The 14856-nt window shown below is 68.5% G+C and carries 14 protein-coding genes; 8 read left to right on the plus strand and 6 right to left on the minus strand.

The annotated features are described in order from the left end of the window. Window positions 1-17 precede the first annotated feature (17 nt). The 6 genes from gyrB to dnaA form a co-directional block, all read right to left on the minus strand. Window positions 18-2027, minus strand: coding sequence for a DNA topoisomerase (ATP-hydrolyzing) subunit B (gene gyrB, locus DEJ23_RS10465; RefSeq protein WP_111240212.1), 2010 nt, complete (start codon window positions 2025-2027; stop codon window positions 18-20). Window positions 2028-2160: 133 nt separating this feature from the next. Further along, window positions 2161-2661 (minus strand): DUF721 domain-containing protein, encoded by a 501-nt coding sequence (locus DEJ23_RS10470; protein WP_111240213.1) that lies wholly within the window; start codon window positions 2659-2661, stop codon window positions 2161-2163. Further along, window positions 2661-3860, minus strand: a complete 1200-nt coding sequence (gene recF, locus DEJ23_RS10475; RefSeq protein WP_111240214.1) for a DNA replication/repair protein RecF — start codon at window positions 3858-3860, stop codon at window positions 2661-2663. The genes DEJ23_RS10470 and recF overlap by 1 nt, the downstream gene beginning before the upstream one ends. Before the next feature lie 33 nt (window positions 3861-3893). Next, complete coding sequence (gene gnd, locus DEJ23_RS10480; protein WP_111240215.1) at window positions 3894-4781, minus strand: phosphogluconate dehydrogenase (NAD(+)-dependent, decarboxylating); 888 nt, start codon at window positions 4779-4781, stop codon at window positions 3894-3896. Between the two features lie 69 nt (window positions 4782-4850). Further along, on the minus strand, window positions 4851-5996 hold the full coding sequence (gene dnaN, locus DEJ23_RS10485) for a DNA polymerase III subunit beta (RefSeq protein WP_111240216.1): 1146 nt from the start codon (window positions 5994-5996) through the stop codon (window positions 4851-4853). A 508-nt stretch (window positions 5997-6504) separates the two neighbouring features. Next, the gene (gene dnaA / locus DEJ23_RS10490; RefSeq protein WP_111240217.1) at window positions 6505-7971 is read right to left on the minus strand and encodes a chromosomal replication initiator protein DnaA; all 1467 of its coding nucleotides are present in this window, start codon (window positions 7969-7971) and stop codon (window positions 6505-6507) included. Between the two features lie 580 nt (window positions 7972-8551). Between dnaA and rpmH the strand changes: the two genes are divergently transcribed. The 8 genes from rpmH to DEJ23_RS10530 all read left to right on the plus strand — a co-directional run bounded on the left by rpmH (window position 8552) and on the right by DEJ23_RS10530 (window position 13582). Further along, window positions 8552-8689 (plus strand): 50S ribosomal protein L34, encoded by a 138-nt coding sequence (gene rpmH / locus DEJ23_RS10495; protein WP_019181680.1) that lies wholly within the window; start codon window positions 8552-8554, stop codon window positions 8687-8689. 46 nt (window positions 8690-8735) lie between these two features. Beyond that, on the plus strand, window positions 8736-9098 hold the full coding sequence (rnpA, locus tag DEJ23_RS10500) for a ribonuclease P protein component (RefSeq protein ID WP_111240218.1): 363 nt from the start codon (window positions 8736-8738) through the stop codon (window positions 9096-9098). After that, window positions 9095-9490 (plus strand): membrane protein insertion efficiency factor YidD, encoded by a 396-nt coding sequence (gene yidD / locus DEJ23_RS10505; protein ID WP_111240219.1) that lies wholly within the window; start codon window positions 9095-9097, stop codon window positions 9488-9490. Before rnpA ends, yidD begins: the two co-directional genes overlap by 4 nt. 8 nt (window positions 9491-9498) lie before the next feature. Continuing rightward, on the plus strand, window positions 9499-10461 hold the full coding sequence (gene yidC, locus DEJ23_RS10510) for a membrane protein insertase YidC (protein WP_111240290.1): 963 nt from the start codon (window positions 9499-9501) through the stop codon (window positions 10459-10461). Beyond that, window positions 10462-10971 carry a R3H domain-containing nucleic acid-binding protein gene (locus DEJ23_RS10515; protein ID WP_111240220.1) on the plus strand — a complete coding sequence of 170 codons (510 nt, stop codon included), beginning with the start codon at window positions 10462-10464 and terminating at the stop codon, window positions 10969-10971. It begins immediately after the preceding gene. Beyond that, window positions 10968-11612, plus strand: a complete 645-nt coding sequence (rsmG, locus tag DEJ23_RS10520) for a 16S rRNA (guanine(527)-N(7))-methyltransferase RsmG (RefSeq protein WP_111240221.1) — start codon at window positions 10968-10970, stop codon at window positions 11610-11612. The genes DEJ23_RS10515 and rsmG overlap by 4 nt, the downstream gene beginning before the upstream one ends. An 81-nt stretch (window positions 11613-11693) precedes the next feature. Continuing rightward, window positions 11694-12587: a ParA family protein gene (locus tag DEJ23_RS10525; protein ID WP_309147082.1), complete on the plus strand. Its 894-nt coding sequence runs from the start codon at window positions 11694-11696 to the stop codon at window positions 12585-12587. Next, complete coding sequence (locus DEJ23_RS10530) at window positions 12587-13582, plus strand: ParB/RepB/Spo0J family partition protein (RefSeq protein ID WP_111240223.1); 996 nt, start codon at window positions 12587-12589, stop codon at window positions 13580-13582. Before DEJ23_RS10525 ends, DEJ23_RS10530 begins: the two co-directional genes overlap by 1 nt. Window positions 13583-14856: the final 1274 nt, after the last annotated feature.

Below are 14856 nucleotides of genomic sequence, written 5' to 3' on the forward strand. Positions count from 1 at the left end.
GCGCCTCCAGACCGGTACTAGATGTCGAGGAAGCGGACGTCCTTGGCGTTCTGCTGGATGAACTGGCGACGCGACTCGACGTCCTCGCCCATCAGCGTCGCGAAGACGCTGTCGACCGCCGCAGCGTCCTCGAGCGTGACCTGCAGGAGCGTGCGGGTGTCCGGGTTCATGGTGGTGTCCCAGAGCTCCTTGTAGTCCATCTCGCCCAGACCCTTGTAGCGCTGGATCCCGTTGTCCTTCGGGATCCGCTTGCCGGCGGCGATGCCCGCCTGCATCAGGGCGTCGCGCTCGCGGTCGCTGAACACGTACTCGTGCGGCGCGTTCGACCACTTCAGGCGGTACAGCGGCGGCTGTGCGAGGTACACGTACCCGCGCTCGATGAGCGGACGCATGTAGCGGAACAGCAGCGTGAGCAGCAGCGTCGTGATGTGCTGGCCGTCCACGTCGGCATCCGCCATGAGCACGATCTTGTGGTAGCGCGCCTTGTCCGGGTCGAAGTCCTCGCCGATGCCGGCACCGAACGCCGTGATCATCGACTGGATCTCCTGGTTGGCGAGCGCGCGGTCCAGGCGGGCCTTCTCGACGTTGAGGATCTTGCCGCGCAGCGGGAGGATCGCCTGCGTCATCGGGTTGCGACCCTGCACGGCGGAACCACCGGCGGAGTCACCCTCGACCATGAAGATCTCGGACAGCGTCGGGTCCTTCGACTGGCAGTCCTTCAGCTTGCCGGGCATGCCGCCCGACTCGAGCAGTCCCTTGCGGCGCGTGGTCTCGCGGGCCTTGCGGGCGGCGAGCCGGGCCTGCGATGCCTGGATCGCCTTCCGCACGACGTCGCGCGCCTGCGCCGGGTTGCTCTCGAACCAGTGGGTGAGCTCGGTTCCGACGACCCGCTGCACGAAGGACTTCGCCTCGGTGTTGCCGAGCTTGGTCTTCGTCTGGCCCTCGAACTGCGGCTCGCCGAGCTTCACGGAGATGACGGCGGTCAGGCCTTCACGGATGTCGTCACCCGTGAGGTTGTCGTCCTTCTCCTTGATGATCTTCGTCTCGCGGGCGTACCGGTTCACCAGGCTCGTGAGCGCGGCGCGGAAGCCCTCTTCGTGGGTGCCGCCCTCGTGCGTGTTGATCGTGTTCGCGAAGGTGTGGACGCTCTCCTGGTACGAGGTGTTCCACTGCATGGCGATCTCGAGCGCGATCTTGCGCTCGGTGTCCTCGGCCTCGATCGCGATGACGTCGGGGTGGACCAGGTCCGCCTTCTTCTGCGCGTTGAGGTACTCGACGTAGTCGGGCAGGCCGCGCTCGTAGCGGAACGAGTCCTTCCGCGACTCCTCGCCCTCGTCCGGGGTGCGCTCGTCGGTCAGGCTGATGCGGAGGCCCTTGTTGAGGAAGGCCATCTGCTGGAAGCGCGTGCGGAGCGTCTCGTAGTCGAACTCGACGGTCTCGAAGATGTCGGCGTTCGGCCAGAACGTGATCGTCGTGCCGGTCTCGTCGGTCTCCTCGTCCTTCGAGACGGGGGCGACCGGGACGCCGTCGGTGTAGCTCTGGCGCCAGACGTGCCCCTGGCGGCGGACCTCGACGTCGAGCTCGGAGCTCAGGGCGTTCACGACGGAGGAGCCGACACCGTGCAGACCACCGGAGACCGCGTACCCGCCGCCGCCGAACTTGCCGCCGGCGTGCAGGACGGTGAGCACGACCTGGAGCGTCGAGACGCCCTCGGCCGCGTGGGTGTCGACGGGGATGCCACGACCGTTGTCGACGACGCGGACGCCGCCGTCCTCGCGGATCGACACGTCGATCGTGTCGCAGTAGCCGGCGAGGGCCTCGTCGACGGAGTTGTCGACGATCTCCTGCACCAGGTGGTGGAGACCGCGCGGACCCGTCGAGCCGATGTACATGCCCGGGCGCTTGCGGACCGCCTCGAGCCCCTCCAGCACCTGAATCTGGTCTGCGCCGTACGATGGTTCCGTCCGTGGAGCCTGCTCGGTCTCGTCCTGCGGGATCGTCCGGTCGTCGTCAGATTCTGATGTCATGTCGGGATGGCTCCTGCCTGCGCGCGGAACGCCCGCACACTGCACTCGCCAGTCTACCGCAGGGACCCCTCTTCCGAGGGCTCATCCGGCCGCTGGACGGGCTTTCTTCATCCCCGAGGACGATTTCGTCGCCTCAGCCGTAGGTGTCGCGAGGACCACGCCCCTGGACGGTCCTGGGGCCGCGTTTCCACGTGGGGACGTCAGGCCCGGAAACCCGGATCGACTGCACGCCCGCCTCGGGGTGCCGCTCGGCGATCGTCGTCGTGATGGTCGCGCGCATGAGCCGGAGCTGGGTCGCCCAGGCCGTCGAGTCGCAGCGGATGACCAGGGCGCCGTCGTCGATCGTCATCGGGCGCGAGTGCTTCGCGAGCTCGTCGCCCACCACCGCTGGCCAGTCGACGAAGAGCTCGGAGCGGGCGAGCGGCTCGGTCCAGCCGAGCTCCTGCGCGAGGGAGCCGACCACGTCACCGAGCCCGAGGGGCTCCCGCCCCTTGCCGTAGGGGACGGTGTCGGCGTCGAGCTCGCGGGATCGCCGGCGGCGGGCGTCGACGGTGCGCAAGGAGGGGTCGCCGAAGACGGCCCGGAGGTGCCGGTAGACCCGGGCGGGTTCGGTCGGCTTCCACGGCTTCGGCATCAGGCCGGGTCCTCCGCCGCGGGCCCGACCGGCTCGTCGGTCACGATCCTGCCGGCCTCGATCCGGACCGTGTGTGCCGCGAGCTGCGCGGGCACGTCCCCGAACACCGCCGCGGTGATGAGCACCTGCTCGTAGTCGGCCACCGCCCCCGCGAGCCGTTCGCGGCGCGACTCGTCGAGTTCCGCGAACACGTCGTCGAGGATGATGATGGGGTCACCGAGGGTCGACTCGGCACGCAGCACCGCCGCGCTGGCGAGCTGGACCGCGAGCGCGAATGACCACGACTCCCCGTGACTGGCGTAGCCGCGGGCCGGTAACCCGTTCAGCTGGAACAGAACGTCGTCCCGGTGCGGCCCGACGAGCGTCAACCCGCGGTCGAGCTCGTCCCGGCGACGTCGCTCCAGCGCTCCGCGGAAGGCGTCCGCGGCCGCGGCGACGGACACCGGCTCGTCCGGTGTCCCGAGCACGGGGTCGGTCACGGCGGCGTCCTCGGGGTCGCCGCCCCGCACGCTGAGCACGCCCGAGATCGTCGCCTCGTGCCGCTCGCCGGCGACGGTGGCGTACGCGTCGGTGACGAACGGGGCGAGGCGCCTGGTCAGGTGGTCGCGGGCCGCGATGATCTCGGCGCCGAACGCGACGAGCCGGTCGTCCCACACGTCGAGCGTGGCGAGCGGACCGGAACGCGCCCCGGTCGACCGGGCGGACTTCAGCAGGGTGTTCCGCTGCTTGAGCGTCCGGTCGTAGTCGGCGAGGACGCCCTGCATGCGCGGCGCGATCTGGCCGAGCAGCTCGTCGAGCATCCGGCGGCGACCGGAGGGTTCACCGCGCACGAGCGCCAGGTCCTCCGGTGCGAAGAGGACGCTCGTGCAGTAGCGCGGCAGCTCGCGGGGCTTGATCGCGGCACGGTTCACCTGCGCGCGGTTGGAGCCGGTGCGGTTGATCTGCACCTCCGCCAGGATGCTGCGGTCCTCGTGCGCCAGACGGGCGCGGACGATCGCCGCGTCGCAGCCCTGGCGGACGAGGGCTGCGTCGGTCGGCACCCGGTGCGAGCCGAGGGTCGACAGGTAGCCGATGGCCTCGACCAGGTTGGTCTTGCCCTGGCCGTTCCGGCCGACGAACAGGTTCGGCCCGCGTGCCAGGTCGACGTCCGCCTCCCGGTAGTTCCGGAAGTCGGTGAGTTGCAGGTGGTCGACGTGCACGCGGGCCGAGACGAGCTCAGGTGGTTACCTGAGTCACGCCTTCTTGACGGCGTGGCCGCCGAACTGGTTGCGGAGCGCCGCGACGGCCTTCATCGTCGGGGACGCGCTGCCCTGACGCGAGACGAAGCGGGCGAAGATCGACGCGGAGATGGTCGGCATCGGCACGGCGTGCTCGATCGCCTCTTCCACGGTCCACCGGCCCTCGCCCGAGTCCTCGACGTAGCCCTCGATCGCGTCGAGCTTCGGGTCCTCGTTCAGCGCGAGGACCATGAGGTCGAGCAGCCACGAGCGCACCACGGTGCCGCGCTGCCACCCGGCGAAGACCGCGGGGACGTCCTTGATGATGTCCTTGGCCTCGAGGAGCTCGTAGCCCTCGCCGTACGCCTGCATGATCGCGTACTCGATGCCGTTGTGGACCATCTTGGCGTAGTGGCCGGCGCCGACCGGGCCGGCGTGCGAGAAGCCCTCTTCGCGCGGGCCCTCGGGGCGGAGCGCGTCGAAGACCGGCATCGCGAACTCGACGTCCTCGGGGGCGCCGCCGACCATGAGGCCGTAGCCGTTGTCCTTGCCCCAGACGCCGCCGGAGACGCCGGCGTCCATGTAGCGGATGCCCTTGGCGTCGAGCTGCTTCGCGTGCACCTCGTCGTCGAGCCACTTCGAGTTGCCGCCGTCGATGACGAGGTCGCCCTCGCCCAGGACCTCGGCGAGGTCGGTGATCACGTCGTCGGTGATCTTGCCGTGCGGGACCATGACCCACACGAGCTTCTTGCCCTCGGGCAGTGCGGCGGCGAGGGCGCCGAGGTCCGCGACGTCCGAGACGGCGGGGTTGGCGTCGTAGCCGGTGACCTCGATGCCTGCGTTGCGGAGACGGGCACGCATGTTGTTGCCCATGCGACCGAGGCCGACAAGACCGATGTGCATGATTTCCTCTTCTGTTCGTCGTCGCGCTGGTGCGGGTGACGCGTCAGCGCAGTGGTACGGCTGTTGCGCTTACCGCAGCAGGAGATTGGGCTGCAGCAGGTACCGGTATCCGTCCGTCGCCGGGGCCTCCTGCGAGGTCTGGCCGGTGATGAGCACCGGGCCCGGCTTGTTGGGGTTCTCCGTCTTGGTGAAGGAGATCCGGACGAACTCGGAGTGCACCGCGTTCAACCCGTCCAGGAGGAAGGCGGGCTTCAGCGAGACCACCGTTTCCTCACCGGTCAGCAACGCACTGATCGACTCTGACGCCTGCGCTTGTTCGGAACCGATCGCCTCGAGCGTGAGCCCGTCGACCGAGAAGGAGAACCGGAGCGCCGCTTCGCGCTCCAGGACGAGGGAGACCCGTCGGACGGCCTCGACCAGCTCCGCCGTGTTGATCACCGCGTGGTCGTCGACCGTCTCGGGGAAGAGCCGGCGCACCGGCGGGTAGTTGCCCTTGATGAGCAGCGACGTCACGGTCTTGTCGTCGGCGTGGAACGCGATGAGCTCGCGGTCCGAGGTGCCGCTGATCGAGACCGACACCGTCGAGGCCGAGCCGAACGTGCGACCGACCTCCTGCAGGGTGCGGGCCGGGACGAGCGCGTGCAGTGGCTCGGACCCGACGCGGCCGGAGTCCCACGCGATCGTGCGGACCGCGACACGGTAGCGGTCGGTCGCGATGAGCGACAGGTCGTTGTCGCCGACCTCGAGCTGGACGCCGGTGATGACCGGGGTGACGTCGTCACGGCTGGCCGCGACGGCGACCTGGGAGACGGCCTCGGAGAACGCGTCGCCGGGGATGACGCCGGTCTGCTCGCCGATCTCGGGGAGGGTCGGGTACTCCTCGACCGGCATGGACAGCAGCGTGAAGTGCGCCGAGCCGCAGGTGACCGAGATCTTCGTGTCCTCGGTGGTGAAGGTCACCGGGGCGTTCGGCAGGCGGCTCGCGATGTCGTTGAGCAGTCGGCCGGAGACGAGCACCGTGCCGGGATCGTCGATCTGGGCCGTGATGGAGGTCTGCGCGGAGACCTCGTAGTCGAACGACGACAGGGTGAGCCGATCGCCCTCGGCGTGGATGAGGACACCGGACAGGATCGGGAGGGTCGTGCGCTGTGGGAGGAGCTTCACCGCGAAGGAGACGGCTTCGGAGAAGACGTCCCGGTTGACCTCGAACTTCACAGCTGGGACCCCTGTCGATCGGTTGGACTGTCCGGCCGCCCCATTGTGGCACAGCGGAGCAGAGCCCGGATTTCTTGTCATCCCGCCGTCCACAGGGTTGGCCCGCGGAACTTCATCGTTAACCAGGATCAATGGTGTTAACGCCTGTGCACAGTGTGGATAACTCTGTGCATCCCGCTTCTCCACAGGGAACTACACACGTGTGAGTTGTGAGTCCCGTGTTGGCGGCGTCTGGATGAGAAGAATTCATCTATCCGCTTCCATCCCCAGTCTCCACAGGTGGGTACAGAACTGTGAACAACGGGACCGCGTGTCATCCACAGTTATCCACAGGCTTTCCACACTGTGTGAATCTCGGCCCATGGAACCGTCTCAGATGGTGGATGCGCGCTCAGGAGGGCCGATCGGGCGGGTGATCCGTGCCTCCCGGCCGGGGGGTCGACCCATCGGCCGACGGACGCGAGCGATGCGGTTCAGCGGGTCCGTCGACGGGCAGGGAGGACCGGGATCAGCGGTAGCGGCGGTCCTGCTTGATCCGGCTGGTCAGCTCGGTGACCTGGTTGTAGATCGACCGGCGCTCCTTCATGAGCTCCGTGATCTTCTTGTTCGCGTACATGACGGTGGTGTGGTCGCGGTTGCCGAACAGCTGGCCGATCTTCGGCAGCGACAGGCTCGTCATCTCCCGGCACAGGTACATCGCGATCTGCCTGGCCGTCGCGATCGCCTGCGAGCGGGACGAGCCGTACAGGTCGTCGACCGAGAGCTTGAAGTACTCCGCGGTGTGGTTGATGATGTCCGTCGGCGCGATCACGTTGTCGTCGTCGAGCGTGATGAGGTCCTTGAGGACCGTCTGCACCAGGGCCATGTCGACGGCCGTCCGGTTCAGGCTCGCGAACGCCGTGACGCGGATGAGCGTCCCCTCGAGCTCCCGGATGTTGCTCGACACCTTCGAGGCCATGAACTCGAGGATGTCGTCGGGCACCTGCAGGTGGTCGGACTGCGCCTTCTTGCGGAGGATCGCGATGCGCGTCTCGAGGTCGGGCGCCTGCACGTCGGTGATCAGGCCCCACTCGAAGCGGGAGCGCATCCGGTCCTCGAAGCCGGTGAGGTGCTTCGGCGCGACGTCCGACGTGATGACGACCTGCTTGTTGTGGTCGTGCAACGTGTTGAAGGTGTGGAAGAAGGCCTCCTGCGTGGAGTCCTTCCCCTGCAGGAACTGGATGTCGTCGATCAGCAGGATGTCGATGTCGCGGTACCGCTGCTGGAACTGGTTCGACCGGTTGTTCGCGATCGAGTTGATGAAGTCGTTCGTGAACTCCTCGCTCGACACGTACCGGACGCGGATGCCCGGGTACAGGCTCTCGGCGTAGTGGCCGATCGCGTGGAGCAGGTGGGTCTTGCCGAGGCCGGAGTCGCCGTAGATGAAGAGCGGGTTGTAGGCCTTCGCCGGCGCCTCGGCCACCGCGACCGCCGCCGCGTGGGCGAAGCGGTTCGACGACCCGATGACGAAGTTGTCGAAGTTGTACTTCGGGTTGAGCCGTGACTCGGGCCGGCCGCCGGTGCCCGGGGAGTCGATCTGGCTCGGGACGAACGGCGCCTCGATGTACTGGCGCGGCGCTGCGCTCTGCTCGACCGGCTGCTGCACCGGTTCGGCGTACTCGGGCACGTGGCTCGGCACGACCGACTCGACACGGGGCTCCGACGCCATGTCGGGGTTCACCGTGATGGCGAAGTTCGCGACCGAGTCGTCACCGACGCGGGACACCGCCTCGGTGATGGGGATGCGGATCCGCTGCTCGAGCATGCCGCGGGTCAGGTCGTTCGGCACCTCGAGGTAGAGGGTGCCGGCGAGGACGCCCTTCGGCTCGACGAGGTTGAGGAAGCCGTGCAGCTGCGGGGTGATGCGGTCGTCCTCGGAGAGGAGGCCCAGGACGGATGACCAGAGGTCCTCGACGGGGTCGGCCGGCATCGTCATGTCGCGCTCGTCTCCTGCTTCGCTGTCTCGTTGGGTGGCTGCGTCGTTCGCTGTGTCCGTCGTGCCTGGGGCCGGACGGCGGTGTGGTCTCCGGGCTGGTCCTCCCGGTCCGGGCGTGGTCGAGCCCCGGGCCGTCGTCCGTGGTCGGCCCGTTCCCCGCACCGCACGGACAGCGGTCGTGTCCGGACGGCGCCGTCGTCGGCCCGGACCACCGTCGTCCCGCGGAAGTGTTCCACAGGGTTGTCCACAGTCCTGTCCACGTCGGCCCGGACAGGTGCTGGAGGGTGACTCCCCCGTCGCTCCGCGGAACGGGCCGATCGATCACACCACTGTAAAGGGTCGAGGTGCGTCGTACCGAACGCACGTTTTCCCCAATGTGGATGATGATCGTGCGCAGGGGCCGGTCGCCGCGGCGCCGCCCACCGTTTGACCTGTCCGCCGCTGTCACGTACCGTTAACCAGTTGACTGCGGCCAGTTGGTCGCGCCCATCGCGTCGTTCGGCCCCGTCGAGCGGCTGTACATACATACGTGGCGGTTCGCGCTGAGCCCTTCTTCCAGCGCAGCCGTGTGGAGATCATCATGAGCAAGCGCACCTTCCAGCCGAACAACCGTCGTCGCGCCAAGAAGCACGGCTTCCGCGCCCGCATGCGCACCCGTGCCGGCCGCGCCATCCTCGCCGCGCGCCGCAGCAAGGGCCGCACCGAGCTCAGCGCCTGATCGGGCTGCGCCTGATCCAGTCCCGGTCCGGCACCCGGTAGCGATCGTGTTGGCACGCGCCAACCGCATCGTCCGCGGTGACGACTACCGGTCCGTCGTGCGTCGTGGTCGCAGGAGCGCCACGGCGCACGTCGTCGTATCCGTGGTCCGTCGTCCCGACGGTGCCGAGACGGCCCCGGACGGGCCGACCCGCTTCGGGTTCATCGTCGCCAAGACGGTGGGCAACGCGGTCACGCGCAACACCGTGCGACGTCGGCTCAAGGCGATCGCGCACCAGCTGCTGACCGAGGTCCCGACGGGTCACGACGTGGTCATCAGGGCCTTGCCAGCCGCAGCGCAGGCCGCATGGCCTACCCTGCTCGAAGACGTCTCGCGCTCCTTCGCGCGCGGGGTGGAGAAGGCAGCATGAACCGCATCCAGTGGACCCGGCTGGCGTTGAACCGACTCGCCTGGGCCGTCGCGTTGCTCCCACGCAACGTGTGCGTCGTCGTGCTGCGTGCCTACCGTGCGGTGATCTCTCCCCTGTACGGGAACGTCTGCCGCTACCACCCGTCGTGCTCACGGTACGCGCTCGAGGCCATCCAGCAGTACGGCGTCGTGCGCGGGTCGGCGATGGGCGCGTGGCGGATCGCGCGGTGCAACCCCTGGGCCGCCGGCGGGATCGACGACGTGCGTGAGCGCGACCGCCCCTTCCGCCTGACCCGGTTCGGGTTCGTGCTCCCCCCGACCCAGCAGCACCCCCAGTCGTCCGGCGATCTCCGTCGCCCGGTCCTGCTCCCCCAGCGCACTCGAAAGGCGTGACCGTCCTCATGGACTTCATCGGAACGATCCTCTGGCCACTGAAGTGGGTGGTCTCGGCGATCCTCGTGGCCTTCCACTGGATCTTCGAGTCGATCGGCATGGACCCGTCGGCGGGCATCACGTGGGTGCTGTCGATCATCTTCCTGACCTTCGTGGTCCGGGCGGCGCTCATCCCGATCTTCGTGCGGCAGATCAAGTCGCAGCGTCGGATGCTCGAGGTCGCGCCGCAGCTCAAGAAGATCCAGGACAAGTACAAGGGCAAGAAGGACCAGTTCTCGCGTGAGGCCATGAGCCGCGAGACCATGGCGCTCTACAAGGAGACCGGGACGAACCCGCTGAGCTCCTGCCTGCCCCTGCTCATCCAGATGCCGATCTTCTTCTCGCTGTACTCGGTGCTGCACGAGGCGCAGATCAACAAGACCGGCATCGGTCTGCTCACGAACACCCTGGCGCAGGACTTCGGCAACGCCGCGTTGTTCGGCGCGCCCCTGCACGAGACCTTCACGAACGCCTCCGGGTGGGAGGTCCGGGTCATCGCCGGCGTGATGATCGTCGTGATGACGGCGTCGCAGTTCATCACGCAGCTGCAGCTCGTGGCGAAGAACATGTCGCCGGAGACCAAGGCGTCGCCGATGTACCGCCAGCAGAAGATGATGCTGTACATCCTCCCGCTCGTCTTCGTGATCTCGGGTCTGAGCTTCCCCCTCGGCGTCATGTTCTACTGGCTCGCGTCGAACGTCTGGACGATGGCGCAGCAGTACTTCGTCATCCGCAGCATGCCGACCCCGGGGTCCGAGGCCGCCCTGGCCCGAGAGGCCCGCCTCGCCAAGAAGGCCCAGCGCCGCGGTACCCCGGTGCTCGCCGAGGCCGGTGCCGGCTCGGCCGCGGTCGAGGTGGAGCCGGTCCGTGTTACCACGCAGCGCCAGCAGCCGGTGGGCAAGAACCGCGCCAAGAAGAACGGGAAGAAGTAAGTGACCGAGCAGGACACCGCAGCCATCGTCGACGCGCCCGTGGAGGACGTCGGGGTCGACGACGACGCCCGTGACGAGGCGGACATCGCCGCGGACTACATCGAGGAACTGCTCGACATCTGCGACCTCGACGGCGACATCGAGATCGAGGAGCGGGCTGGTCGTGTCTACCTGTCCGTGACCGACGAGGGTGGTGCCCTGCGCGTCCTGTCGAAGCCGGACACCGTGTCCGCGCTGCAGGAGCTGACCCGGATCGCGGTCCAGGCGGAGACGGGCGAGTTCAGCCGTCTCATCCTCGACGTGGGTGGATCACGGGACGCCCGTGCCACGGAGCTCCAGCGTCTCGTCGACACCGCCGTCGAGCGCATCGAGGCCGGATCGGCGTCGGCTGCTCTCCCCCCGATGTCGTCCTACGAGCGCAAGCTCGTCCACGACCTGGTCGCCGAGAAGGGCTTCCACTCGGAGTCCGAGGGCGAGGGACGAGACCGGCACACGGTCGTCACGCGATGACGGACGCACCCGCGCCCGAGCTCGAGCAGGAGCCGGCTGCTGCTGCCGCGCTCTTCGGGGACCGCATCGAGCTGGCCCGCTCGTTCACCGGGGAGCTCGCCCGTCGTGGCGAGGAACTCGGGCTGATCGGCCCGCTCGAGCCGTCCCGCCTCTGGACCCGACACATCCTCAACTCTGCGCTCGTGGCGCCCCTCCTGGAGGCGGGTGGCCGGGTCGCCGACGTCGGCTCAGGTGCCGGACTGCCCGGCCTGGTGCTCGCCATCGCGCGGCCGGACGTCTCCTTCACCCTCATCGAGCCGATGGAGCGACGGTGCGACTGGCTCACCAGTGAGTCGGAACGCCTCGGGCTCGACGACGTCACCGTCGTCCGCGGCCGTGCCGAGGACGTCGCGGACGAGATCGTCGTCGATCAGGTCACGGCTCGAGCGGTCAGCGCGCTCTCGAAGCTCATCCCGCTCACGGTGCCGCTGGTCCGGTCGGGTGGGCAGCTCGTCTTGATGAAGGGCGCGCGAGTCGACGAGGAGGTCGAGAAAGCACGCAAGGTCATCCTCCGGAAGCGCTTGACCGACGTCGAGGTCCTCGAGCTCGGAGACGGTGTGGTCGAGGAGACCACGCGCGTCTTCCGGGCTACAGTTGACTGACGCTGCGGCTCGGGCCGGCACTGCCGGACACCACAAGCCCGCCGTTCCACGTGGAACATCGATCCGGGGAAGAGGCCTTCGTTGAGTTCATCGACCGATTACGACGCGTCGACACCGCTTGCTCGCGAGATCGCCGATCTGAACCGCCGTCGCCGAGCGATCGCGACTCAGCAGTTCCCGCTGCCCGGGAAGACCCGCGTGTTCACGGTGTCGAACCAGAAAGGCGGTGTCGGCAAGACCACAACGACGGTCAACCTGGCGGCCGCGCTGGCCCACGGTGGAGCCCGGGTACTCGTGATCGATCTCGATCCACAGGGCAACGCCTCCACGGCTCTCGGCGTCGATCACCAGGCTGAGGTGACGAGCATCTACGACGTCATCGTCGACGAGGCCCCCATTGCCGATGCTGTCCAGCGCTCCCCCGAGTCGGACACCCTCTGGTGTGTGCCGGCCACGATCCACCTAGCTGGAGCGGAGATCGAGCTCGTCTCGCTCGTTGCGCGTGAGCAACGACTCCGGACCGCCCTGGACCAGTACCTGTCGTCGCTGGACGAGCCGTACCACTACGTCTTCATCGACTGCCCGCCCTCGCTCGGTCTCCTGACGATCAATGCCTTCGTCGCTGCCCAGGAGGTCCTGATCCCGATCCAGACCGAGTACTACGCGCTCGAGGGACTCAGCCAGCTGCTGCGGAACATCGAGCTGATCGAGCGGCACCTCAACCCGAACCTCCGGGTGTCGACGATCCTGCTGACGATGTTCGACGGCCGGACCAACTTGTCCAACCAGGTCGCCGCAGACGTCCGTGAGCACTTCGGGAATCAGGTGTTGACCGCGATGATCCCCCGATCGGTGCGTGTGAGCGAGGCGCCGAGCTACGGGCAGAGCGTGGTGTCCTACGACGTCAACTCGTCCGGGTCGCTGTCCTACTTGGAGGCGGCCGCCGAGATCGCAGCACGAGGAGCACAAGACTGATGGCACCCAAGCGGACCGGACTCGGCCGAGGCATCGGCGCACTGATCCCGACGGCGAACGACCAGCAGGACCGCCCGGTCGACGTGTTCTTCCCGACGGGCGGCTCCCCTGCGTCCGCACCGACGGCCGGGGGGGCGACGGCCGGCGGTGCCACCGCGGAGGACCTCGTTGCCGTCCCCGGTGCCCGCCTGGCGAACCTGAACCCGCTCGACGTGGTGCCGAACGCTCAGCAGCCGCGCAAGGAGTTCCGTGAGGAGGAGCTCCAGGAGCTGGTGCACTCGATCCGCGAGATCGGCGTCCTGCAGCCGATCGTGGTGCGACCGATCGCCGGCGCGACCGGGACCGACCCGCAGTACGAGCTCATCATGGGCGAACGGCGACTGCGCGCGACCAAGGAGCTCGGCCTCGCGACGATCCCCGCGATCGTCAAGGACACACCGGATGACGCGATGCTCCGGGACGCACTGCTCGAGAACCTCCACCGGGCACAGCTCAACCCGCTCGAAGAAGCGTCGGCGTACCAGCAGCTACTGGCGGACTTCGGGATCACGCAGGAGCAGCTCGCCCAGCGGATCGGGCGATCGCGGCCGCAGATCACGAACACGATCCGTCTGCTCCGTCTCCCCTCCCCCGTGCAGCGGCGGGTGGCAGCAGGCGTGCTGTCTGCGGGCCACGCGCGGGCGATCCTGGCCGCACCTGATGCCGAGGCGATGGAGTACCTCGCCGAGAAGATCGTGAACGAGGACCTCTCCGTCCGTGCCGCCGAGGCGATCGCGCAGCAGCTCTCCACAAAGACGCCCGTCAAGCCGAAGGCCGAGCCGTCGAAGCGTCAGGCGCACTTCAACGACCTCGCGGAGCGACTGGGCGACCGTCTGAACACCAGGGTGAAGATCGCCGTCGGGGCGCGCAAGAGCTCGGTGACGATCGACTTCGCCAACGGTGACGACCTCAACCGGATCCTCGGCGAGCTCGGCATCCGGGACATCGCGGAGTAGTCCTCCTCGTTCAGCCGTCGAGCGGCGAGCAGCAGGCCGGAGGGCGCCTGCGCCCGTCTGCGGGCAAGAACGGCGGCTGTGACCCTCGGGATCGCGAGGACCCGTTGTCGGGCCTTAGAAGCGCCCTGGGACGCTTGTGGGGGCGTGTGCGGCGTGGAGCGCGGGCTGCCGATCACGGACGCTCGGGGTACCGGTGCGGATGTTCCACGTGGAACACGCGGCGGATCGAGAGCGGCTGATCGCGTCGGGGCTGCGGTCGGAACCGGCCTCGGTCGCTTGGTGTTCGATGAGCAGTCGCGAGCTCGACGACTGATCGGGTGGGCGTCCGGTCGAGCGCGAGGCCCTCTTCCCAGGATCCACACACTGCTGACGTCCCTGGAACAACCCTTTGCCGTCCAGTGCCGATGTCGCCGACGGTGCGGCTCCGACGATCGCGCGAGGAGGATGCCTCGCGCCGAACATTGACGGGCTGAGGATCGCGGTCCATACCTCGGGGAACGAGCTCGACGCTGGCCGCAGGCGCGTGCCGACCCGTAGCTGGGGTGATCCGTCGTCCGAAATGTGCAGTCCGGGTGCGGCGCCTTCCCCGCCGCGGTTCCGTGCGGCACGGGCCACGGGCCACGGGTCACGGGCCACGGGCCACTGGCCACGGGCGCCGCCCAGGTGCCGTGACGCCCGGGCCTGGCGTTGTGTCTCCGGCCGCTGGTTCACGCACCGCGAGCCGGGCGCCACGAGATGTGGACCAGGCCGCGGGTCGATGCCCGCCCGCGTGGCGGTACGAGTGAGATGCGGTGGGCTAGGGACCGGGCCGAGCAGGAGGGGTGACCGGTGGGGGCGATGTATCTGCGCCGAGCAGTACGGGCAATGGGAGGGGCACGGGGCGTGGGTCCACTGCCTGAGAAGTACGGGTGACGGGCTCAGGGCGGGCGTCCGGCCCGAGCAGTACGGGCAACGGCGCTCAGGGCGGGCCCCCACGCCGAACACTCCGGGCCCGGCGTGCCAGGGCCCGCGCGAACTGTGGGATTGGCCGCCCATTAGCTCGGCGAGCGATGGCCCAGCGTTGCAGCGCTTGGAGGAGCACGACCGGCCGCTCCCCTCTCGTGAGGCGCACGGGGGTGAGCTGGATCGGCGGGAGCGCCAATGCGCCATGGACCGTGTGGGCCACTGAGCCGCACGGGACGTCCTCGCCCTGTCGGTGCGCCCCGCGGTTGAGCGAAGTCTCGTCATCCCAGCTCGGCAATGGCGCGCCCCCCGCATCATCGGCTTCAGGCGTC

The sequence above is a fragment of the Curtobacterium sp. MCSS17_008 genome, from assembly GCF_003234185.1.
Lineage (GTDB): Bacteria > Actinomycetota > Actinomycetes > Actinomycetales > Microbacteriaceae > Curtobacterium.